This is a genomic window from Klebsiella sp. M5al, assembly GCF_002090195.1.
Lineage (GTDB): Bacteria > Pseudomonadota > Gammaproteobacteria > Enterobacterales > Enterobacteriaceae > Klebsiella > Klebsiella grimontii.
In genome coordinates, this window is record NZ_CP020657.1 from 5,573,057 (window position 1) to 5,596,496 (window position 23,440).

The 23,440-nt window shown below is 56.9% G+C and carries 19 protein-coding genes and 1 tRNA gene; 9 read left to right on the top strand and 11 right to left on the bottom strand.

Features of this window, described 5'->3' with window-relative positions; all coding sequences use genetic code 11:
• Nucleotides 1–454 precede the first annotated feature (454 nt).
• The 9 genes from dppF to BWI76_RS26915 form a co-directional block, all read right to left on the bottom strand.
• Nucleotides 455–1,468 (bottom strand): dipeptide ABC transporter ATP-binding subunit DppF, encoded by a 1,014-nt coding sequence (dppF, locus tag BWI76_RS26865; RefSeq protein ID WP_024359761.1) that lies wholly within the window; start codon nt 1,466–1,468, stop codon nt 455–457.
• Nucleotides 1,465–2,448, bottom strand: a complete 984-nt coding sequence (gene dppD / locus BWI76_RS26870) for a dipeptide ABC transporter ATP-binding protein (protein WP_004126385.1) — start codon at nt 2,446–2,448, stop codon at nt 1,465–1,467. Before dppD ends, dppF begins: the two co-directional genes overlap by 4 nt.
• A 10-nt stretch (nt 2,449–2,458) precedes the next feature.
• Nucleotides 2,459–3,361 carry a dipeptide ABC transporter permease DppC gene (dppC, locus tag BWI76_RS26875; protein ID WP_004126388.1) on the bottom strand — a complete coding sequence of 301 codons (903 nt, stop codon included), beginning with the start codon at nt 3,359–3,361 and terminating at the stop codon, nt 2,459–2,461.
• 9 nt (nt 3,362–3,370) lie between these two features.
• Nucleotides 3,371–4,390 carry a dipeptide ABC transporter permease DppB gene (dppB, locus tag BWI76_RS26880; RefSeq protein WP_004126390.1) on the bottom strand — a complete coding sequence of 340 codons (1,020 nt, stop codon included), beginning with the start codon at nt 4,388–4,390 and terminating at the stop codon, nt 3,371–3,373.
• 107 nt (nt 4,391–4,497) lie between these two features.
• The gene (gene dppA, locus BWI76_RS26885) at nt 4,498–6,105 is read right to left on the bottom strand and encodes a dipeptide ABC transporter periplasmic-binding protein DppA (protein ID WP_004132647.1); all 1,608 of its coding nucleotides are present in this window, start codon (nt 6,103–6,105) and stop codon (nt 4,498–4,500) included.
• Nucleotides 6,106–6,875: 770 nt separating this feature from the next.
• A tRNA-Pro gene (locus tag BWI76_RS26895) sits at nt 6,876–6,952 on the bottom strand.
• Between the two features lie 89 nt (nt 6,953–7,041).
• Nucleotides 7,042–8,730 (bottom strand): kdo(2)-lipid A phosphoethanolamine 7''-transferase, encoded by a 1,689-nt coding sequence (gene eptB / locus BWI76_RS26900; RefSeq protein ID WP_004137822.1) that lies wholly within the window; start codon nt 8,728–8,730, stop codon nt 7,042–7,044.
• A gap of 241 nt (nt 8,731–8,971) precedes the next feature.
• Nucleotides 8,972–10,174, bottom strand: coding sequence for an MFS transporter (locus BWI76_RS26905; RefSeq protein ID WP_004137821.1), 1,203 nt, complete (start codon nt 10,172–10,174; stop codon nt 8,972–8,974).
• A 305-nt stretch (nt 10,175–10,479) separates the two neighbouring features.
• Nucleotides 10,480–11,124, bottom strand: a complete 645-nt coding sequence (locus BWI76_RS26915; protein WP_049086997.1) for a hypothetical protein — start codon at nt 11,122–11,124, stop codon at nt 10,480–10,482.
• Nucleotides 11,125–11,283: 159 nt separating this feature from the next.
• Between BWI76_RS26915 and tag the strand changes: the two genes are divergently transcribed.
• Together tag and BWI76_RS26925 are read left to right on the top strand one after the other, a co-directional pair.
• Entirely contained in the window at nt 11,284–11,865 is a 582-nt protein-coding gene (gene tag, locus BWI76_RS26920) for a DNA-3-methyladenine glycosylase I (protein ID WP_004137820.1), read from the top strand.
• Nucleotides 11,843–12,289 carry an N-acetyltransferase gene (locus BWI76_RS26925; protein ID WP_004137819.1) on the top strand — a complete coding sequence of 149 codons (447 nt, stop codon included), beginning with the start codon at nt 11,843–11,845 and terminating at the stop codon, nt 12,287–12,289. Before tag ends, BWI76_RS26925 begins: the two co-directional genes overlap by 23 nt.
• Here the strand turns inward: BWI76_RS26925 and BWI76_RS26930 are convergent.
• Nucleotides 12,252–14,582 carry a molybdopterin guanine dinucleotide-containing S/N-oxide reductase gene (locus BWI76_RS26930; RefSeq protein ID WP_004137818.1) on the bottom strand — a complete coding sequence of 777 codons (2,331 nt, stop codon included), beginning with the start codon at nt 14,580–14,582 and terminating at the stop codon, nt 12,252–12,254. The genes BWI76_RS26925 and BWI76_RS26930 overlap by 38 nt on opposite strands.
• Nucleotides 14,583–14,749: 167 nt before the next feature.
• Between BWI76_RS26930 and BWI76_RS26935 the strand changes: the two genes are divergently transcribed.
• The 6 genes from BWI76_RS26935 (at nt 14,750) to ghrB (ending at nt 20,700) form a co-directional block, all read left to right on the top strand.
• Entirely contained in the window at nt 14,750–15,412 is a 663-nt protein-coding gene (locus tag BWI76_RS26935; RefSeq protein ID WP_004126414.1) for an OmpA family lipoprotein, read from the top strand.
• A gap of 93 nt (nt 15,413–15,505) precedes the next feature.
• Nucleotides 15,506–16,522 carry a LacI family DNA-binding transcriptional regulator gene (locus BWI76_RS26940; RefSeq protein ID WP_004137817.1) on the top strand — a complete coding sequence of 339 codons (1,017 nt, stop codon included), beginning with the start codon at nt 15,506–15,508 and terminating at the stop codon, nt 16,520–16,522.
• 108 nt (nt 16,523–16,630) lie between these two features.
• Complete coding sequence (locus BWI76_RS26945) at nt 16,631–17,380, top strand: sugar phosphate isomerase/epimerase family protein (RefSeq protein ID WP_004137816.1); 750 nt, start codon at nt 16,631–16,633, stop codon at nt 17,378–17,380.
• 3 nt (nt 17,381–17,383) lie between these two features.
• Complete coding sequence (locus BWI76_RS26950) at nt 17,384–18,322, top strand: sugar kinase (RefSeq protein WP_024359755.1); 939 nt, start codon at nt 17,384–17,386, stop codon at nt 18,320–18,322.
• A 101-nt stretch (nt 18,323–18,423) separates the two neighbouring features.
• Entirely contained in the window at nt 18,424–19,704 is a 1,281-nt protein-coding gene (locus BWI76_RS26955) for an MFS transporter (protein ID WP_004126424.1), read from the top strand.
• Nucleotides 19,705–19,728: 24 nt separating this feature from the next.
• Nucleotides 19,729–20,700 carry a glyoxylate/hydroxypyruvate reductase GhrB gene (ghrB, locus tag BWI76_RS26960; RefSeq protein WP_004137815.1) on the top strand — a complete coding sequence of 324 codons (972 nt, stop codon included), beginning with the start codon at nt 19,729–19,731 and terminating at the stop codon, nt 20,698–20,700.
• Nucleotides 20,701–20,750: 50 nt separating this feature from the next.
• Here the strand turns inward: ghrB and BWI76_RS26965 are convergent, their stop codons facing one another.
• The gene (locus BWI76_RS26965; RefSeq protein ID WP_004137814.1) at nt 20,751–21,461 is read right to left on the bottom strand and encodes a DUF3053 domain-containing protein; all 711 of its coding nucleotides are present in this window, start codon (nt 21,459–21,461) and stop codon (nt 20,751–20,753) included.
• A 441-nt stretch (nt 21,462–21,902) separates the two neighbouring features.
• On the opposite strand from BWI76_RS26965, the gene BWI76_RS26970 reads away from it, so the two are divergent.
• Nucleotides 21,903–23,261 (top strand): MFS transporter, encoded by a 1,359-nt coding sequence (locus BWI76_RS26970; protein ID WP_004137813.1) that lies wholly within the window; start codon nt 21,903–21,905, stop codon nt 23,259–23,261.
• The last annotated feature ends 179 nt before the right edge of the window (nt 23,262–23,440 follow it).

Here is a 23,440-nt window from a genome sequence, read left to right on the forward strand (position 1 = left end):
CGCAGCCTGCCAGGCTATTCGCAGAGAGTAGTTTTTTATACTGCCTTAATTTTAAAAAACGGCGTAATACACGCCAGCCGACGGCTAAAGAGAATACATTTTAATATTTTTTAAGGCGTTTAGAAATCACTCCCCGCGCTTAATTAAAATAATAAATAATGTTCCACCGTAAAATAAATAGCTCAGGATGTTATCTAAAAACCAGGAATATAAAGCGTTGACCGAACAACAAAGAACAGTTTTGTGAATCACTCTTGCCGCTTATGCGCAACCAGAAAAGCAATAATGATGATAAAATAAAATATATTCATGGAGTTAGCTTAACTTTCAGCGATAACATTTCCTCTGGCGTACGGCAGCGTCATTGTTCGTTGTAGATTGTTCCATCGGCGCTGAATAATGGCTAAAAAAAAGCCGATGCGCAGGCTTCGGCTTTGGTTATCAGCGGTCTCAATCAGCTCAGCGGCTTCTCGCCGTTTTGATCTTCATCGACGGCAAAACAGGCCACCAGCTGGCCGCCGTAATCCTTCAGCTGCGGCTGAAGCTGGGTGCATGGGCCAAAACGGCGACGACAGCGGGCGTTAAACGCGCAGCCCGGCGGCGGATTCAGCGGGCTCGGCAGTTCGCCGGTCAGCTTGATGCGCTCGCGGCGGTCATCCGGGTTCAGGCGCGGCGTAGCCGATAGCAGCGCCTGAGTGTACGGATGCTGCGGGTTGTTGAAGATTTGATCCTTCGACCCTTTCTCTACACAGCGGCCTAAGTACATCACCATCACCTCATCCGCGATGTGCTCCACGACCGACAGATCGTGGGAGATAAAGACGTAAGAAAGCCCCAGATCCTGCTGCAGATCCATCATCAGGTTCAGCACCTGCGCGCGCACCGAAACGTCCAGCGCGGAGACCGGTTCGTCGGCGATCACCACGTCCGGGTCAAGCATCAGACCGCGGGCGATGGCGATACGCTGACGCTGGCCGCCGGAGAACATATGCGGATAGCGGTCGTAGTGTTCCGTTTTCAGGCCCACTTTGGCCATCATCGCCAGCGCTTTCTCCCGGCGCTGCTCCTTACTTAAGCTGGTGTTGATCTGCAGCGGCTCTTCCAGAATCTGCCCCACCTTTTTACGCGGGTTTAGCGAACCGTAGGGGTTCTGGAAGACAATCTGGATTTTCTGCCGGCGCAGCTTTTGCGCCTGCGGATCGTGCTTAAGCAGATCCTGTCCCTGATAATAGAGCTCGCCGCCGGTGGGAATTTCAATCATCGTCAGCAGACGGCCGAGCGTCGATTTACCGCAGCCGGACTCCCCCACGACCGCCAGCGTTTTACCGCGTTCAAGGGTAAACGAGACGCCGTCCAGCGCTTTGACCAGGCGTTCCGGCGCAAATAGCCCCTTCTTCACCGGATAGTATTTCTTCAGATCGGTGGCCAGCAACAGAGGCTGTTGCGTGGTGGCCTCATGCGTACTCATAGCCCTGGCCTCCCGGCATCATCAAGTGGGTAATGACATTTTGACTGACGACCGCCGTTAAGCAGGTTCAGTTCAGGTTCTTCACTGCGGCATTTGTCCGTTGCATACGGGCAGCGCGGGTTGAGCAGGCAGCCGCTCGGACGGTCATATTTACCCGGCACCACGCCCGGCAGCGAGGCGAGGCGAGCTTTATCCTGAGCGAACTCCGGCAGCGCGCGCAGCAGCGCCTGCGTATAGGGGTGGCGCGGGGCGCGGAAGATATCCTTCGCATCGCCGGTTTCCACTACCTGGCCGGCGTACATGACGATGATTTTGTGCGCCGCTTCGGCCACCAGCGCCAGATCGTGGGTAATCAGGATCAGCGCCATATTCTCTTTCTGCTGCAGCTCCAGAAGCAGCTCGATGATCTGCGCCTGAATGGTGACATCCAGCGCCGTCGTGGGTTCATCGGCAATGAGCAGCTTTGGCCGACAGGCAATCGCCATCGCGATCATCACGCGCTGGCTCATGCCGCCGGAAAGCTGGTGCGGATAGACATCGAGACGTGAAGCCGGGTCGGGGATCCCCACCAGCGTCAGCAGGTCAATCGCCCGCTGAATACGCGTTTTCTTATTACCGCCCTGATGGACCTTGATGGCTTCCATAATCTGGTAGCCGACGGTATAGCACGGATTCAGACTGGTCATCGGGTCCTGGAAGATCATCGCCACTTCCGCGCCCACCAGCTGGCGACGCTCTTTTTCGGAAATGCGCTTCAGGTCGCGACCGTTAAACTCCAGCTTTTCCGCCATCACCCGGCCGGGATAGTCAATCAGCCCCATAATCGCCAGCGAACTGACCGATTTGCCCGAGCCGGACTCGCCGACGATACCGACCACTTCGCCCTGGTTTACGCTGTAGCTTACGCGGTCTACGGCGCGGAACGGCGTCCCTTCGTCGCCGAAGTGCACCGAGAGTTTATCTACATTTAATAACGCCATCTCGAACCTCTTACTGCTTCAGTTTGGGATCGAGCGCGTCACGCAGACCGTCACCCATCAGGTTAAATGCCAGCACCGTCAGCAGGATAGCGACACCCGGAAAGGTGACGACCCACCAGGCGCTCTGCGCGAACTGCAACACATCGGAGAGCATCGTGCCCCACTCCGGTGTCGGCGGCTGCGCACCCATGCCAAGGAAGCCAAGAGCGGCCATATCGAGAATGGCGTTAGAGAAGCCCAGCGACGCCTGAACAATCAGCGGCGCAAGGCAGTTGGGAAGAATGTTGATGAACATCTGACGCATCGCCCCCGCGCCCGCCACCCGAGAAGCGGTCACGTAGTCGCGGTTGACTTCCACCAGCACCGCGGCGCGGGTCAGACGCACGTAGTGCGGCAGGGCGACAAAGGTTAGCGCCAGCGAGGCGTTGACGATGGATGGGCCGAAGATGGCCACCAGCACCAGCGCCAGCAGCAGGCTCGGCAGGGCCAGCATAATATCGACAACGCGCATAATGACCGAGTCAACCACGCCGCCAAAATAGCCAGCAATCAGGCCGAGCACCACGCCGAGGATCAGCGACAGCACCACCACCAGACAGCCAACCAGCAGCGACAGGCGCGCGCCGTACATCAGGCGCGACAGGATATCGCGACCGACGTCATCGGTGCCGAGCAGGTGGGTTACGCTGCCGCCTTCCTGCCAGAACGGCGGGGCCAGCAGCGCATCGCGGAACTGATCCGCCGGGTTATAGGGCGCGATGAAGTTGGCGAAGACGGCGATGATAATCATCACCGCGACGTAGGCCAGCCCCACGACGGCGCCTTTGTTGCGTTTAAAATAGTGCCAGAACTCCTGCAAAGGGGTCATTGGCACCGGTGCGGCGACAACTTTATTTTCAGTAACTTGTGACATGATGGCCCCTTACTTCTTATGCCGGATACGCGGGTTCACCACGCCGTACAACAGGTCGACCAGCAGGTTGACGAGAATAATCATCGTCGCCACCAGCAGCACCCCGCCCTGCACCACCGGATAGTCGCGGCGCTGCAGCGCATCAATCAGCCAGCGGCCAAGGCCCGGCCAGGAGAAGATGGTTTCGGTCAGGATAGCCCCCGCCAGCAGCGTACCGACCTGCAGGCCGATAACCGTGACCACCGGCAGCATCGCGTTGCGTAAAGCATGAACGACGATCACCCGCATCCGCGTCAGGCCTTTCGCGCGCGCGGTACGGATATAATCCTCGCCCAGCACTTCCAGCATCGACGAACGGGTCATACGCACGATCACCGCCAGGGGAATCGTCCCCAGCACCACGGCGGGCAGGATCATATGCATCACCGCATCAATAAAGTCGCCCGGCTCGCCCCAAATCGCGGTATCGATCAGCATAAATCCGGTCAGCGGCAGGGTATCGTCAAGGAAGACGGTATCGCTGATACGTCCGGAAACCGGCGTCAGGTTAAGCTGTACCGACACCAGCATGATCAGCATCATCCCCCACCAGAAGATAGGCATGGAATAGCCGGTCAGCGCGAGGCCTACGGAGGTGTGGTCGAAGATAGAGCCGCGTTTGACCGCCGCCAGCACTCCCACCGGGATCCCGACGATGATGGCAAAAATCATCGCGCAGACGCCCAGCTCCATGGTGGCCTTAAAGCGCGGCACGAACTCTTCCCAGACGGGAATACGGCTTTTCAGCGAGATGCCCAAATCACCGTGCATCACGCCCCAAATATAGTTGACGTACTGCTGCCACATTGGCTTATCGAGGCCCATTTCGGCCAGCAGCTGCGCGTGACGTTCAGGGGAAATACCACGTTCGCCCGCCATAATCATCACCGGGTCGCCGGGGATCATATGAACGAAGGCGAAAGTGAGAAGGGTAATACCGATAAATGTTGGGATGACAAGTCCCAAACGTCGGAGAATGAACTGCAACATAACCCGGATTCTCTCTGGAGACGGCCCGCCTGGTGACAGGACGTCTGTATTGCTCACAAATGTCAATTCCCTCTCCCCAAGGCGGGGAGAGGGGAAACACGCTGTTATTATTCGATAGAGACGTTATCGAAGTGGTGTTTACCTAATGGATCGACCACGTAGCCTTTGACCTCTTTACGCACCGGCTCATAGACGGTGGAGTGAGCGACGATCAGCGCCGGAGCCTGATCGTGCATCACGACCTGAGCCTGTTTGTACAGCTCAATGCGTTTGTTGTGGTCATCGGTGGCGCGAGCCGGCTGAATCAGATCTTCAAACGGCTTGTAGCACCAGCGGGAGTAGTTAGAACCGTCTTTTGCCGCCGCGCAGCTGAACAGGGTGGCGAAGAAGTTATCCGGATCCCCGTTGTCGCCGGTCCAGCCCATCATGACGGTCTGGTGTTCGCCCGCTTTCGCGCGCTTCAGGTATTCACCCCACTCGTAAGTGACGATCTTGGCCTGGACGCCAACTTTAGCCCAGTCAGCCTGAATCATCTCAGCCATACGGCGCGCGTTCGGGTTATACGGACGCTGTACCGGCATTGCCCACAGGTCGATGGTGAAGCCTTTTTCCAGACCGGCTTCTTTCAGCAGCGCTTTCGCTTTCTCTGGATCGTAAGTGTAATCTTTAATGTCGTCGTTATAGCCCCACATGGTCGGCGGGATCAGGTTCTTCGCGGCCTGGCCTGCGCCCTGGTAAACGGCTTTGATAATCGCTTCTTTGTTTACCGCGTAGGTCAGCGCCTGGCGAACTTTGACATCATCCAGCGGCTTCTTCTCGGTATTGAAAGAGAGGTAGCCCACGTTCAGGCCCGGCTGCTCCAGCAGAGTGATGTTCTTGTCTTGCTTCATGCGCGCGATGTCTGCCGGATTCGGGTACGGCATAATCTGGCATTCGTTTTTCTGCAGCTTAGCGTAGCGCACGGAAGCATCAGGGGTGATGGAGAAGACCAGGCGATCGATTTTCGGCTTGACGCCCCAGTAGCCCGGGAAGGCTTTATAGAGAATACGGGAGTCTTTCTGGTACTGCAGCAGCTGGAACGGGCCGGTACCGATTGGGTTGAGGTCCACTTTCTCCGGCGTACCGGCTTTCAGCATGTTGTCGGCATACTCTTTTGACAGAATAGAGGCGAAGTCCATGGCGAGATCGGCAAGGAACGGCGATTCCGGACGGGTCAGCACGAACTGGACGGTATTATCGTCCACTTTCTTCACTTCGCTAATCAGGTCAGGTAACCCCATGCCTTCAAAGTATTCATAGCTGCCGCCAGACACTTTATGGTACGGGTTGTTGGTATTTTTTTGTCTGTCGAAAGAGAAGACAACGTCATCGGCGTTCAGCGTGCGAGTCGGTTTAAAATCTTTATTATCCTGCCACTTCACGTCTTTACGCAGATGGAAGGTATAGGTTTTCCCGTCTTCGCTAACTTCCCATTTCTCAGCCAGGCCCGGAATCACTTCCGTGGTGCCGGTTTTGAATTCTACCAGGCGGTTATAAATCGGCACTGAGCTGGCGTCATAGGTGGTACCAGAGGTGAAGAGCTGCGGGTTAAAGCCTTCCGGCGAACCTTCTGAACAATAAACCAGGGTCTTCGCTTGTACGCTTGCTGCAACGGTCATGGCAACCAGGCTCAGACCAAGCTTCAGCATCCCTGATTTTTTCAAGGAAATACTCATTATTCTGCTCCAAATGTGATGTTGTTTGCATATATCCGCCAGACCTTTATTTATGTTTTACCCGGTCCGGTCGGTGGTGCCCGAAGGCATTGAGAGAGATGGGGATTCCTTTCGCAAAAACGACTGAGTTGCAGTACGGATTCTCCATGAAATGCCCCTCATGCCCTACAATCTGTCAACAGAATGGGGAAACGTCAATACAGCCAACCTGGTTTTACATCCGGGGTGAGAATCGGCAGGCAAAGATTAAAAAAAGTGCAAAGCGCTATTTCCAGCAGAGAAATTTATGCTAGCGGCCAGTACGCAGAATAAACGCCTTAATATTTTCCGGCAGCCAGTGATAAGCAATTATGCCAAATGGTAAAAATTTCTTGCGATGTGACCAATATGTGAGCGATAAATAGCGTGAACGTTAAAACGCACAGCGGAAAATGCTGAAGTTATCCATAAGCTTCGCGAAAAAAGATCGGAGTATATATAAAAAAATACAATGGAAGATGTCACAAAACAGGGAATTGGCGGCAGGAAAGGGTAATGGGCGAGTTTTCTGACACTCTTAGGTAGAGCGCATTTTCCCGGAGGCGGTGCTGGGCACCTCTCCGCGCGACCGGCCCGCAGACAGCGGTGAACCCGTAGCCCGGGCAAGGCGCGTCAAGCGCCGCCCCCGGGGAGCAGAGCGCAGAGCAGCTGAATTTCCCGGAGGCGGTGCTGGGCACCTGTACCGGCGACAGACGCAAAAAAGCCTGCTCGTTGAGCAGGCTTTTCGAATTTGGTCGGTGATAGAGGATTCGAACCTCCGACCCCTTCGTCCCGAACGAAGTGCGCTACCAGGCTGCGCCAATCACCGAATGCGGGCGCATCTTACTGCTGCGATACACACCCGTCAATGCCTTATTATGAAAAATTCGCTCAAGCGGCGAGAAACTCGCCACTCTGCTACTCCTTCTTCGCCGCAGCGTCAGGAACGTGGCACCAGTTGTTATATTGGTTAATCCCGCCGTCCGGCGAGGTATAGCCAAGACAGCCCATAATGGTGTCATACAGCTCGACGTGACGACGCGGTACCTTCATTGCCGCCTGCTGTTTCAGGCGCGCAAAGGAGGCTGCGTGGTCAGGCGACTCCAGATACTTATCCGACATCCACACCAGCATCGGCACGCGAAACTGCTCCGGCGGCGCCATCTTGCGCGGCGTCCCGTGCAGGTGTTCGCGCTCGTTGATGGACTCGCCATGGTCGGCTGCATAGAAAACAATCGCCTTCTTATCCCGCAGCTGATCCAGCACGCTGACGATAAAGTGATCGACGTAGGTCACGCTGTTATCGTACGAGTTAATCAGCTCAGCCTTCGAGCATTTATTATCGACGCCAACGCACTCCGGCTTCCATTGGGCAAAGCTGCGCGGATAGCGCTGGGTATAGTTAAAGTGCGACCCTTTGGTATGCAGAATAATCAGGTGCTTACCACTGGGATTCTTCGCCAGCCCGCGCTTCATTTCATCTACCAGCAGCATGTCGTCAACGCTCTTGCCGCGGTTACTCGGCTCAGCGCCAATCTGCTCGCGATAGGCGATGTTGTTCGCCATCGTGTTGCTGTAGAACCACATCTCGCTCTGCATGGCGTACAGGTTGCCGCTAAAGCCAAGCTGGTGGAGGACGGCAAAGACGTTCTGTTCTTTCAGCGTCCGCTGCGGGTTATCATCCGCCCCGCCCTGACGAACGAACATACAGCGCAGCGACAGCTTAGTGGCGGTATCGCAGGAGTATCCGCGGAAAGCGACCAGGTTTTTCTCCTGCGCCAGCTTAGGCGTGGTATTGCGGTTATAGCCCAGGATGCCCATATGGTCCCAGCGGGTGGTTTCGCCGATGATAAACACCACGTAAGTATCATCCAGGCCTTGCGGCGCAACGTAGGTGAATTTTTTCGCCGGATTGATCAGGGATTTATTATCGGAAGACTCATCCACCTGCGCCCACGCGTAAAGCCCCAGCGCTGAGAGCCAGTTAGACGGCAGGTAGGAGTTAGCCACCACCCCGCCATAGCTTGGCAGATCGACTTCGGAACTGCGCTCGAAGTTCTTCTGGCGAACCTCCAGCAGACGAATTGGCCCCCAAACCATCAGGCCAGCCAGCAGCACGATAGTAATATTCTTCATCCGCTGGCCGGGCGTACGAATTTGACGCAGCAGCGTGAAGCGGCAGCGGTTGCTCCAGATAAGCACCAGCGGCAGCGCGCTCATCAACACCAGCCAGAGAATCAGGTGCCAGCCGATAACTTCTCTGGACAAGTCGATGTCAGTGGTCATCACCGAGGCAATAATCCCGTAGCCGATCACCACGTTCAGGAAGGTCATGTAATAGCTGGCGGCGGCGGAGAATAGTACGACGATGGTCGCGAGGATGCGCCAGACCCGGCGGCCAAACAGCGACAAAATACGCAGCAGAAAGAAGGTGACCAGAAAGGTCCCAATCAGCTCAACTGCACCTGAGAGTCCTTTCCAGATGGTAAACTCCTGAGCGTACCCTTCAAAGCGGCGGAAGAATACGGCAGCGTTCATAAACCAGCCGATGTACAGCGCCAGCCAGATACTGAGCTTCAGCTGCGTCATCGTTTTAATGTATTTCATGCAAAAAACCTGGAAAACGAAGAGATAAAACCGCCCGACTTAAGCGATATAAGTAAGCAGGTTAATAAAGTGCGTTTAGCTTGGTTATAAGAAACCTCTACAAAGCGCGATAAGTAGACCACAGCGGAAGGAAAAAGTATCAGGAGGGAATGTGATCCAACCAAACATTTACAAAACATTTGGTTGGATTGGCACTATTAGCTTAGGTGATTAATCATCGGGGCCGTGATAACGCCCGCTTTCAGGCATGAGCCTGGTGGTAAATTTCGCTTTTCGGCTGGCGAATCGTCGTCGACAGCGCCAGGGAAAGAATCAGCAGCGCAAAGATGACGCAGAAGGTCACGTAGAAACCGCCGAACAGGGAAGCAATCAGCGAACCGCAGATGCTGCCGATACCGAAACCGAGATAAATCACGCCGTAGTTTTTCGCCAGGTTATTGAGGCCAAAGAACTCGCTGACCAGCGATGGGAAGACGGTAATCGTGCCGCCGAAGTTAAAGGCCACGCAGGCGATGGCGGCGAAGAAAGTCGTGGCGTTCAGCGGCGCGAACAGCAGCGCCGCCATACCGATAAGCGAAACGACCTGTCCGATGGTAATCACCCGGATGCGCGACATTTTATCCGACAGAATGCCCAGAACCAGACGGCCGCTCAGGTTAGCGATAGAAATCACCGTCACCGCGTTGGCTGCCGTCGCCACATCGAGATGCACCATCCCCTGGGCAATATCTTTCGCCACGCCAATCACGTACAGGCCGCTCATGCAGGCGGTCAGGAACATCACCGCCAGCATCCAGTACTGAGGTTTACGCATCGATTCGGCGAGGGTGAAGTCGTTTTCGACCACGCCATTGGACGCGGAGGCGGTATGGTTCGGCGCGTCTGTCATCAGCGTCGCGCCAAAAACGATCATCACCAGCACGATTGCGCCCCAGATAATAAAAGTTTTTTCCAGACCGACCGTCGCCAGCAGATGGGAATCAATAAACTTGAAACCCAGGCTGCCAAGCCCGTAAGCACCGATAGAGAAAGCAGAAATCAACCCCTTACGTTCCGGGAACCATTTGACGCAGTTCGACAGCGTCAGCAGATAGCCGGCGCCGTCGGCCAGCCCGACCAGAAGGCCCGCGCTCAGCCACAGCATCATCAGGCTGTTTGAATGCGCGGTCAGGAAGAATCCGAGGCCCAGCAGAACGCCGGACGCCATGGTGACGCGTTTGACGCCGAAACGTTCCTGTAATTTGCCCGCCACGGATGAGGAGAGCGCCAGGCCGAGGCTTAACAGGCCGAATGAGAACGCCACCTGGCTGACCGGTTCGTCCAGCTTGGCGGAAAGCGAACTATTGAACAAACTCCATGTATAAACCGATCCCAGCGCAAATTGCGTAATGATAGTGCCAAGCAGCGTAAGCCAGCGGGTGTATTGACGGTTTGCAGCGTTCATAGCAGTTGTCCTGAATAATTAACTGCCGCCACCATAACGAAGTCCCCTTTAAGGCTGGGGAAAAAAGGCATGAACTGCCGTCACCGCGGAATGAAATGCACTAAAGGCGGAATGAATGACAGTGAAAAATATTCACGCCTTAAATATTCATTGAAAAGTGAGTACCTGCTACCGCCGGAAGATGCGTCATTACTGTAATGATGAAGTAAATTAAACGTATCAAATATGCTACATATTTAGCCTAAATAATTCGAGTTGCTTCAAGCGCGGCCAACGCATCTGCCGCTTGAAGCATGACGAATAAATTAAAAATTGGCGCTCACGCCCATTAAGTAGAGATAATTTGCCCCAGTGGGCAGATTGTCCGCCTGCGACAGCGCCGCCCAGGCGGCAAGATGAGAGTTGAGCGACATATCGGCGCCAAAAGTCACGTCCCGCCAGGCACCGTCCTGCGCGCGATTCTGCCCGCCGGCATCAGCCGTAAATCCCTGGTTATAGCTCACCTGGGCCCACGGATGTACACCCCATAGCTTCTGATAATCTACCCGCCAGCCCAGCGTATTCACGTAGCCGGTTCCGGCCGCATTACGGGTAAACGGGGGGGACGTCAGGTCGGAATGTAAACTGGCTACCGGGCCGGAGGTCACGCCGTCGACCAAGGAGAAATTCCAGCCCACGCTCATGCCGCGAGCGCTGTCCGGCGGCGATACCGCCTGGTTAAACGCCAGCCCGGAAGGATCGTCGGACGCATTTATCCGCTCCGCGAGAATATCTTCATAGCGCGGTTGGTGATCGCTGTCCCATGTATAGCGTTCCGCAGTATTACTTTTTGTATCGATAGCGATATATTCCTGTTGCCAGGCATTCGCACCGGCAACACACGACGCCCAGACGGATACGTACGCCGGGACCAGGAATCCCCGGAGGCCATTGCATTTCTTTATTATCATTAATGCGACTCCAAAAAGAGCCGAAACGGCAAGGTTGCTGTGTTTTTTTATGGGGTGCCCTATCCCTGTTTTGGGGATAATAACCCTGTATTAACTATTATCTTTATCTTTCAGCCGTCAAGTTGCCCGGCTGATTTTTATGACAAAAGGGAGAGGCAGATGCAACGTTGCGGATGGGTCAGTCAGGATCCTTTATACATTGAGTACCACGATAACGAGTGGGGCGTCGCTGAAAAGAATCCCCGCAAGCTGTTTGAGATGATTTGTCTTGAGGGCCAGCAGGCCGGACTGTCGTGGATCACCGTACTGAAAAAGCGTGAAAACTACCGCAGCGCCTTTCACCAGTTTGACCCGGTTCGCGTCGCGGCAATGGACGAAGAAGATGTTGAACGTCTGGTTCTCGATGCCGGTATTATTCGCCATCGCGGGAAAATTCAGGCCATCATCGGCAACGCCCGGGCCTTTCTGGCGATGGAGGAAAATGGCGAGCCTTTCGCAGATTTCGTCTGGTCATTCGTCGATAATCATCCCCAGGTGACGACCGCCGCCGCGCTGGCGGAGATCCCGACAACCACTCCGGCTTCTGACGCGCTGTCAAAAGCGCTGAAAAAACGGGGGTTTAAGTTTGTCGGTTCAACGATCTGCTACTCCTTTATGCAGGCCTGCGGTCTGGTCAACGACCACGTCACCGGCTGTTTCTGTCGCTCAGGAGGCCAGGATGATCCGCAACTGGGACGCTAACGAAACCGGCCCGCTGCTTGAACTGTGGCTGGAGAGTACGATCCACGCCCACCCGTTTATCGCCGAAAGCTACTGGCATGACAGTCTGGCGATAGTGCGCGACGTTTACCTGCCCTCCGCCCAAACCTGGGTATGGGAGCAGGACGGCGTGCTGAAGGGCTTTATCAGCGTGATGGAGTCTCGCTTCATCGGCGCGCTGTTCGTCGCGCCGGATGCCGCCAGGCAGGGTATCGGCAGCGCGCTGATTGGCGAAGTCAAAAAACACTACGGTTGGCTAACCCTTGAGGTGTACCAGAAAAACGTTCAGGCGGTGAATTTCTACCATGCGCAAGGCTTCCGCATTGAAGACTGCGCATGGCAGGATGAAACCCAGCATCCGACCTGGATTATGCATTGGTCGGCGGATCAAATGCCGTCAGCGTAAGCTCGGGACCGGTATATTTTTCCAGCCAGGCCAGCGCCGTATTTCCGGCGCAGCCGTTGCCCAGCCGCGATGTCGGAATATCGTTGGTCAGCACGTTCACCGCACCGTTTTTGCAGATCCCCGCCTGAGGGTCAAGGTCGGGCCATGCTCCTTCATGCAGGCAGATAACCCCAGGGCGGATACCGTCGGTCACTACCGCGCCAGCCAGCACCTGACCGCGTGAATTCCATACCCGCACCAGATCGCCATCGGCGATATTGCGCGCCTGCGCATCGCGCGGATGAAGGGTTAACGGTTCACGGCCCGCCACCGCGTAGCGCTCGCGCAGCGACGTATGGTTGAGCTGGCTGTGAAGGCGGTGCGCCGGATGCGCTGACAGCACCTGAAGCTGACCTTCCTGCGCATTGCCATGCCACTCGTCCGGCTCCAGCCACATCGGATGCGGCGGGCAATCCGGATAGGCATACCCGGCGATGGTCGGCGAGTGAATCTCAATTTTACCGCTGGCGGTTTTCAACGGGTTCGCCTGCGGATCGGCCCTGAAGGCGGCAAAGCGGGCAAAGCGTGCGTTTGCGGGCTCCTCCGGCATTTCTATCAGCTGATTATCCTGCCAGAACTGGGCGAACGGCGGCAGCGTAACCTGCTGCTGCGCCCCACGCTGGGCGGCAATCTGGTAAAACGTCTCCAGCCACTGCAGATCGTTTTTACCCTCGGTGAAGCGCTCCCGCCCGCCCGCTTCCCAGCGCTCGCTGAGGTCGGCAAAAACGGCGAAATCATCGCGCGCTTCATCGCGCGGCGCGATCACCTGCTTCATCGGCACCAGGTGCTGGTTGCTGTAATCCCCGGTCATGGTCATATCGTTGCGTTCAAACGAGGTCGTCGCGGGCAGGACGATATCGGCATGGCGCGCCGCCGCGGTCCAGAAGCATTCTGAAATCACAATAAGCTCCGGTTTTTGCCAGGCGCGGATCAGCCGGTTGGTATCCTGATGGTGGGTAAAGTTGGCGCCGCCCGCCCACCAGATAAAGCGAATATCCGGGAAGCTACGCTCCATCCCGTTATGTTGATAAGCGGCGCCGGGGTTCTCCAGCGCTTCAACGATGCGCGCGACCGGAATTTTCTCTACCGCGTCGGTACCGCCCGCCACGCTACCCTGCATTGAGCCCAGCACCGCCGCACGCCGCGTAGGGTTGCCGCCGTTGGCAAAGTGATAGGAAAGGCCAAACCCCCCGCCTTCGGTGCCGATCTGGCCGAGCATGGCCGCAAGGGTCACCAGCATCCAGTGTTTTTGTTCGCCAAACTGCTGGCGCTGCATGCCCCAGCCGGACATCAGCATGGTGGTGTTTTCGTGGAAAAGTTTTGCCAGTTCGCGAATTTTATCCGCGCTGACGCCGCAGATCGCCGCCGCCCATTCCGCCGTTTTTGCCGTTCCGTCGCTCTCGCCGGTCAGATAGCGGGCGAAAACGTCATAGCCGCTGGTGCAGCGGGCCAAAAATGGGCCATCCTGCCAGCTGTTTTCGACCAGCGTATGGGCGATACCGAGCATCAGGGCGACGTCAGTGCCCATATGCGGGGCGATCCACTCCGCCGCGTCGCCAAAGAATTCCGCCGTTTCCGATCGCATCGGATCGATGCAGATCACCCGTTTCCCGCTCTGGCGCAGACGGTCGAACCACGGAATACCCTGTTCGTCGGAAGCGTTCCAGGCGATTTTTAACGTATTTAAGGGGTTAGCGCTCCACAGCACCACCACATCGCTATGTTCCAACACCATTGGCCAGCTGGTCTGCTGCTGATAAACCTCATTACCGCCAACCACGTACGGCATGATCGCCTGGGCCGCGCCGGTGGAATAATCGCCCAGATGTCCGGTATAGCCGCCCGCCAGACTCATATAGCGCTGGAGCAGGGTCGCCGCTTTGTGCAGCACGCCGTTTGAGCGCCAGCCGTAGGAGCCCGCAAAAATCGACGCCGGGCCGTAGCTTTCGCGAATTCGGCGGTGCTGGGTGTGAATCAGATCCAGCGCCCGATCCCAGCTTACCCGCACAAACTCATCCTGCCCGCGCACGCCCTGCGGGCTTTCAGGCGAGGCGAGAAACCCCTTACGTACCATCGGGTACCGTACGCGGGTTTTGCTATGCACCTGATCGCGCACGGCGCTTTGCAGCGAGTTGGCGAAAGGGGTATCAAGCGCCCCCCGCGATGAGATGACGTTCTCGCCATCGGTTTCGACCAGCATGGGCCCCCAGTGGGCTGCGGTGAGGATAGTTTTGGTGGCGGATGAGGTTGGCAATGCGGGCTCCTGGTCAGCGATAGCAGGTGTGGTGACGGCACGTTATTCAGCCGTTCAATGTTATTTACAAATTGAGATGCTCTCTGCGGAATTTTCTCCGGTTTCGCGCGTCATAATCAACCGTCACGGTCGCTGTGGCAAAGAATAAAAAGGATTAAGGAAATAAGATGAAAAAACGCGTACTCATGATTGCGGCTGTCGTTAGCGGCGCACTGGCTATTTCTGGCTGTACCACCAACCCCTACACCGGGGAGCGCGAAGCGGGTAAATCCGGGATCGGCGCGGGCATTGGGTCGTTAGTCGGCGCAGGCGTAGGGGTGCTCTCTTCTTCCAAACATGACCGCGGCAAAGGCGCGCTGATCGGCGCGGCGGCCGGCGCGGCGCTGGGCGGCGGCATTGGTTACTATATGGACGTGCAGGAAGCGAAGCTGCGCGAGAAAATGCAGGGAACCGGCGTCAGCGTGACGCGAAACGGCGACAATATCGTGCTGAACATGCCAAACAATGTGACCTTCGATAGCAGCAGCGCCAACCTGAAACCGGCGGGCGCCAATACCCTGACCGGGGTAGCGATGGTGCTAAAAGAGTATGAGAAAACCGCCGTTAACGTGGTTGGCTACACCGACAGCACCGGCAGCCAGGATCTGAATATGCGTCTTTCTCAGCAGCGCGCGGAGAGCGTCGCCAGCGCGCTTATCACCCAGGGCGTAGCGGCTAACCGCATCCGCACTACCGGCATGGGTCCGGCGAATCCGATCGCCAGCAACAGCACCGCGGAAGGTAAAGCGCAGAACCGCCGCGTCGAAATTACCCTCAGCCCGCTGCAGTAATGCCCGCTTTGCCCGGTGAGTCGCCGGGCAAAATGCTTGATATAGCGAATTTTCGCGCTAAGGTGTGTGCAGATTTCAGCAAAGGAAGCCACCATGGCGAAAGCGGCGCGAGCAACCATTAGCGATGTGGCGAAAGCCGCACAGACCGGCAAAACCAGCATTTCACGCTATCTGAACGGCGAAAAGCATCTGCTTTCCGACGATCTGCTGGGGCGGATTGAAAAAGCCATTGCCGAGCTCGACTATCGTCCCAGCCTGATGGCCCGCGGCCTGAAGCATGGCCGCACCCGGCTGATTGGCCTGATCATCGCCGATATCACCAACCCCTACTCGGTCAACGTGCTCAGCGGCATTGAAGCCGCCTGTCGCGAAAAGGGTTTCACCCTGCTGGTATGTAATACCAACAACGAGCTGGACCAGGAGCTGCACTACCTCGATCTGCTGCGCAGCTACCAGGTGGAAGGGATCGTGGTCAACGCCGTCGGGATGCGCGAGGACGGCCTGAACCGCCTGCAGCAGTCGGCGCTGCCGATGGTGCTTATCGACCGCAAGATTCCGGAATTCGCCTGCGATGTCGTCGGCCTCGATAATACTCAGGCCGCCACTACCGCCACCGAACACCTGGTGGAAAAAGGTTTCGAAGCCCTGCTGTTCCTCAGCGAACCCCTTGGCTCGGTCAATACCCGCCGCGAGCGTCTGAGCGCCTTTCGCCAGACACTACAGCGCCACAGCGGTATCATCGCGGAAAACGCCGAAGTACCGTTGAATGATGGCGCGATGCTCGATAACGTCCTGCGCCATTTCCACTCCCACCATCGCGGCATGCGCAAGGCGGTGATTTCCGCCAACGGCGCGCTGACCCTGCAGGTGGCGCGCTCGCTTAAACGCGTTGGCCTGATTTGGGGCAGCGATATCGGCCTGCTGGGCTTCGATGAGCTGGAGTGGGCCGAACTGGCGGGCGTGGGGATCACCACCCTTAAACAGCCGACCTGGCAGATTGGCTTCGCCGCCGTCGAACAGGTGGTGCGCCGGATTGAAGGCAGCAACGACCCGGTCCGCGAACGGGTGTTTTCCGGCGAGCTGATCGTCAGAGGCTCCACCTCCCGCTAACGATCCTTCGTGATGGCGATCATAAATTAGACATCCTGGCCTTTGCTTTGGAACCGATACCATCTAGCGTAATAAACAACGCATCAGATTATCGTCGGGAGTATTGGAATGGCCAGAAAGATTATTGTCGTGACCGCCGCGTACGGGAATGACCATGTTAAAGCGCTGGGCGGGCAGTCCGCCGTACTGCCCTTTATCGCCGGTTCCGGCGCCGACGGCGTAGAGATCCGCCGGGAACTGTTCAGCGCGGATGAGCTGAACCGCCTGGCGGAGCTGGCCGCCGATATTGAGCGCCGCGGCCTGCTGGTTTGCTATTCCGCGCCGGAAGCCCTGTTTGCCGCAGACGGAGCGCTTAACCCCCATCTTTCCGATCTTTTACAGGAAGCGCAAACCCTTAACGCGCTGTGGCTAAAGCTCTCGCTGGGCCATTTTACCCACCACCATGGCCTGGAAACCCTGCGCGATATTTTGCGCGAGAGCGGCATGGCGCTGGTGGTGGAAAACGATCAAACCGACTGCGGCCAGCTGGCGCCGATGCAGCGCTTCAAAGCCGCCTGCCGGGTTAACCAGCTGCCGATCACTCTCACCTTTGATATGGGCAACTGGCTATGGGTCGGCGACTCGCCGGAAGAGGCCGCGCGCCACCTGGCCCCGGCCGTCAGCTATATTCATGTTAAGGCGGCTGAGCCGCACCATTCGCACTTTCGCGCCGTGCCGCCGGATGAAGCCTCCGGGCGCTGGCTGGCGCTGCTCGATAACCTGCCCGCCGATGCCCCGCGCGGGATTGAATTTCCGCTGACTGGCCATGACCTGACGGCCGTGACCCGCCGCTACGTCAACCTGCTGCGCGAGGATTAAATTATGCAAAAAGCGTTAGATGTCATCACGATAGGCGAAGCCATGGCGATGTTTGTCGCCACCGAGACCGGCGAGCTGTCTGCTGTAGAGCACTTTATGAAGCGCGTCGCGGGCGCGGAGCTGAACGTGGCGACCGGACTGGCCCGCCTCGGCCTGAGCGTCGGCTGGGTAAGCCGCGTCGGCAAGGACAGCTTTGGCCGCTTCGTCCTCAACGCGCTGGCGAAAGAGGGAATCGACGCCCGCGGCGTGAGCATCGATGACCGCTACGCTACCGGCTTTCAGCTGAAATCTAAAGTCGAAAATGGAACCGATCCCATCGTGGAGTATTTCCGCAAAGGCTCCGCCGCCAGCCATCTTTCGCCGGAGGATTTTAATGAATCATACTTCGCCGGCGCCCGGCATCTGCACTTAAGCGGCGTGGCCGCCGCGCTGTCGGAAAGCTCATACGCCCTGCTGGAGCGCGCGGCGCACACGATGAAAGCGCAGGGAAAAACGATTTCGTTCGACCCCAACCTGCGGCCCACGCTGTGGAAAAGCGAAGCCGAGATGGTCGAGAAGCTTAACCAGCTGGCGTTTCAGGCCGACTGGGTTCTGCCGGGTTTAAAAGAGGGCATGATTCTGACCGGCCTACAAACGCCAGAAGCCATCGCCGACTTTTACCTCGGCCACGGCGTGCGTGCGGTCATCATTAAAACCGGTTCCGACGGCGCCTGGTATAAAACCGCCGACGGCGAACAGGGAGCCGTGGCGGCGATAAAAGTGGATAACGTCGTCGATACCGTCGGCGCGGGCGATGGTTTCGCCGTCGGCGTGATTAGCGCCCTGCTGGAAGGAAAACCGCTGCGGCAGGCGGTGAAACGCGGAAACAAAATCGGCTCACTGGCCATTCAGGTTCAGGGCGATAGCGAAGGATTACCCACGCGCGAGGCGCTGGGCGAGTAAGTCGATTCAGCACAACGTCAGGCCGTTCTGTACCCTACCAGCAGCGCGGCGTAACGGATCTTTTCTATGATGAGCGTCACCTCACTCACAGAGGCAAACCTATGAATAGTTCAACGAATGCAACAAAACGCTGGTGGTACATCATGCCTATCGTGTTTATCACGTATAGCCTGGCGTACCTCGACCGCGCTAACTTCAGCTTCGCTTCGGCGGCCGGAATTACTGAAGACCTGGGGATCACCAAAGGTATCTCCTCCCTTCTGGGGGCGCTGTTCTTCCTCGGCTACTTCTTCTTTCAGATCCCCGGCGCGATTTATGCCGAACGCCGCAGCGTACGTAAACTCATTTTCATCTGCCTGATCCTGTGGGGTGCCTGCGCCTCACTGACCGGGATGGTGCACAATATTCCCGCGCTGGCGGCGATCCGCTTTATCCTTGGCGTGGTCGAGGCCGCAGTCATGCCGGCGATGCTGATATACATCAGCAACTGGTTTACCAAATCCGAACGCTCGCGCGCCAATACCTTCCTGATCCTCGGCAACCCGGTGACGGTGCTGTGGATGTCGGTGGTCTCCGGCTACCTGATTCAGGCTTTCGGCTGGCGGGAGATGTTTATTATTGAAGGCGTTCCGGCGGTGATTTGGGCCTTCTGCTGGTGGGTGCTGGTAAAAGATAAACCGTCTCAGGTCAACTGGCTGGCGGAAAGCGAAAAGGCCGCATTGCAGGAGCAGCTGGAGCGCGAACAGCAGGGTATCAAACCGGTGCGCAACTACGGTGAGGCCTTCCGCTCGCGTAACGTGGTCCTGCTGTGCATGCAATATTTCGCCTGGAGCATCGGGGTTTACGGTTTCGTGCTGTGGCTGCCGTCAATTATCCGCAGCGGCGGCGAGAATATGGGCATGGTCGAGGTCGGCTGGCTCTCATCCGTCCCCTACCTGGCGGCAACCATCGCCATGATCGTGGTCTCCTGGGCCTCCGATAAAATGCAGAACCGCAAGCTATTCGTCTGGCCGCTGCTGCTGATTGCCGCCTTCGCGTTTATTGGCTCCTGGGCCGTCGGCGCTAACCATTTCTGGGTCTCTTATACCCTGCTGGTCATTGCCGGCGCGGCGATGTACGCCCCCTACGGGCCGTTCTTCGCCATCATTCCCGAGATGCTGCCGCGTAACGTCGCCGGGGGCGCCATGGCGCTGATTAACAGCATGGGCGCGCTGGGTTCATTCTTTGGCTCATGGTTTGTCGGCTACCTGAACGGCACCACCGGCAGCCCGTCAGCCTCGTACATTTTTATGGGAGTGGCGCTTTTCGTCTCGGTATGGCTTACTTTGATTGTTAAGCCTGCTAATAATCAAAAACTTCCGCTCGGCGCACGTCACGCCTGAAACATTAACGCAACGGAGAACCGCATGAAGCCGTCAGTCATTCTCTACAAAACGCTTCCCGACGACCTGCAACAGCGTCTGGAACAACACTTTACCGTCACGCAGGTGAAAAACCTGCGTCCGGAGACCGTTTCACAGCACGCCGCCGCGTTTGCTGAGGCGGTAGGTCTGCTGGGTTCCAGCGAAAAAGTCGATACTGCGTTACTGGAGAAAATGCCCAAGCTTCGTGCAACTTCGACCATTTCCGTCGGCTACGATAATTTCGACGTCGATGCGCTGAATGCGCGTAAAGTGCTGCTGATGCACACCCCGACCGTACTGACCGAAACCGTCGCCGATACCGTTATGGCGCTGGTATTGAGCACCGCGCGTCGGGTGGTTGAAGTGGCTAACCGCGTGAAGGCCGGCGAGTGGACCAAAAGCATCGGTCCGGACTGGTTTGGCAACGATGTGCACCATAAAACCCTCGGCATCGTCGGTATGGGGCGTATCGGGATGGCGCTTGCCCAGCGCGCCCACGCGGGCTTCGGCATGCCCATTCTCTACAACGCCCGCCGCCAGCACCCGCAGGCGGAAGAGCGCTTTAACGCCCGCTACTGCGATCTCGATACCCTGCTGCAGGAAGCAGATTTTGTCTGTCTAATCCTGCCGCTGACCGAAGAGACTCATCACCTGTTCGGCAAAGCGCAGTTTGCCAAAATGAAGTCCTCCGCCATCTTTATTAACGCCGGGCGCGGCCCGGTCGTGGATGAGAAGGCGCTGATTGCGGCGCTGCAGGAAGGTGAAATTTATGCTGCCGGGCTGGACGTTTTTGAACAAGAGCCGCTGGCGAAAGACTCCCCGCTGCTGAGCATGCCGAACGTCGTCGCGTTGCCGCATATTGGCTCGGCCACGCATGAGACTCGCTACAATATGGCGGCCTGCGCGGTGGATAATCTGATTGATGCCCTGAACGGCAGCGTTGAGAAGAACTGCGTGAACCCGCAGGTGAAATAAGAAAAGAAAACCCGGGCTAAGGTGAAGCCTGGCCCGGGTTGTCAGAACGGTTAACGAGTCGCGTTAACTGCCGCTGTCCACGCCTGATTAAAGGCCTGGTGCTGAGCGGCCAGCGGCCCAATCAGCGTATTATACTGACTGGCCTGCTGCGAAGTCGGGAACTGAATACCGTTCGCCACGAAGCTGACCTGAGTCTCCTGCTGCGCGATAAAATCACCCACCTGCACCAGCTGCTGGGTAAATACCTGCGCTGCCGGGATTAACGGCTGTAGCGCATTCGCCGGGGCCGTCACGACTTTATTATAGACCTGGTCGAAGACCGGCTTGAGATCGTCACCCTGTTTCAGCGCGCCGTGGGCGGCATCCGCCTGTATTTTTGCGTTCTCCAGCTGCTGGCTCAGTACGCCCAAAGCGCCGTTTGCCTGACGCAGCGGTTCGCGCTGGGTAACATAATCCTGCGGTACGCGAATCGCGTTCACGCTATCAACCACCGGAAGCAAACCCGCATCCATCGCCTGGCTCACCTGCTGTGAATAACCGTAAATCACCGCGTAATCGGAAACGAAAGGCCCAAACTGTTTTTTCTGATCGGCGGTCAGCGTCGGCAGACGTTCGCCGCTACGCATTGCCGTATTTTGCAGGAAGTCGATGAACGCTTTGCGCTGATCGCCTTCTTTATCAAAACACCCACTCAGGCTAACCACCATTAACAGGGCTGCAATAGCCGCAAACCAGCGAGAGCAGGACTTTCCTGTCGCCATTTTTTTACTCCTTTCAGCCAAAAAAAACGCAAACAGACACACACGTGTCAGACGCTGACAAGGATAGTCCAGGTCGGCCTTGCAGGATACCTTTTCCTGATAATCTTCCGCCTTTAAAACCGGGTTTTCGACGTTTTAGCGCGCGGCGGTACCCTCTGTTAAGTTCATCACAATTACCACTATCGTTCAGTGCGCAGCGGATTTATCTAATAAGCTGATTTTACTACGATTACTTTAACCTTACTCCCGAACTGCCCGTAAAGCGGACGATAATCGCACGCTTCCCTTTTCCCCCACATTGCCTGAACCGCCGTTCGATGATTTTATTAAATGAGCGATTAACGGCTCTTTGTTCGATAATCGCACAAACAACATCAACGACCGCGAGGGAGATAACAATAATCTATCTCTGTCCCCCGCACTGCCTGCCAGGAATGCCGCATGAAGAAAACAACCATCGATATTCAGGCTTTTATCAATGAACATCCCTTCACGAAATACCAGTGGATGATTCTGGCCTTATGTTTTATCACCGTCGCGATGGACGGATTCGATACCGCGATAATCGGCTTTATCGCCTCTGACCTGGTGCAGGAATGGGGCGTCGAAAAATCGGCGTTAGGCCCGGTGATGAGCGCCGCCTTAGTCGGGCTCGCGGTCGGCGCGCTGACCGCCGGACCGCTCGCCGACCGCGTTGGGCGGAAAAAAGTTCTGATTATGTCCATCGTGGTTTTCGGCGGCTTCAGCCTGCTGACCGCCTTTGCTACCAGCCTTAACCAGCTGACGCTGCTGCGTTTTCTCACCGGCCTTGGGCTGGGCGCCGCCATGCCGAACGCCGCGACGCTGATGAGCGAATATGCCCCTGAGCGGCGTAGGGCGCTGATGGTTAACCTGATGTTCGTCGGCTTTCCGATGGGCTCCTCGCTGGGCGGCTTCCTCTCCGCCTGGATGATCCCCCACTACGGCTGGCAAAGCGTACTGGTGCTTGGCGGCGTGATGCCGCTGCTGCTGGCGGTAGTGCTGATCTTTCTTCTGCCGGAATCCGCGCGCTATATGGTGGTCAAACGCCAGCCTGCCCAGCGTATCGCCGCGATTCTGCGCCGTATCGCGCCGGTTCCCGAGCAGGCTGAATTTGAGCTACGCGAAGCGGGCCAGATACAAGAGAAATCATCCATCGGCGTGATTTTCTCTCCGCGCTACGCCGTCGGCACCATCATGCTCTGCCTGACCTACTTTATGGGCCTGCTGATCTTCTATTTGCTGACCAGCTGGCTGCCGCTGCTGATACGCGAAACCGGCGCGACGATGAGCCAGGCCTCCATTATCACCGCGCTGTTCCCGCTGGGCGGCGGTATTGGCGTGCTCATCCTCGGCGCGCTGATGGATAAGCTCAACCCAAACAAAGTGGTTGCCGTGGGCTGGCTGTTGACCGGAGTATTCGTTTGCCTGGTTGGTTTCTCAACCCATAACCTGCTGCTGATGGGAATAATGGTCTTTATCGCCGGCAGCATTATGAACGGCGCGCAATCATCAATGCCTGCGCTGGCCGCCGGTTTCTACCCCACCCAGGGACGCGCGACCGGCGTGGCCTGGATGTTAGGGATTGGCCGCTTTGGCGGTATCCTCGGCGCCTTTAGCGGCGCATTCCTGATGCAGGCCCAGCTCTCTTTCGAAACGATTTTCTCTTTGCTGGCTATCCCGGCCTTCCTGTCGGCCATCGCGCTGCTGGTCAAATATAAGCTGGGCCAGCGGCAACCCGCGGCTTCGCAAGGCGATGTGAAGAAGCTGCAAAAGGCGTAATACACCGGCCAGCGGGCGCGCGCTGGCCTTTTCCGCTTTTCTTCTTATCTGTTTACAATAATTTGCTTAACGGCTCTGTCTATTACTTTTCAGCACGTTATACCGCCTGAAACGGACGTAAAGAACCCCAGGTCATAAATAATTACCACGGTAATCATTCCTCACTTTTTTTTCCGACT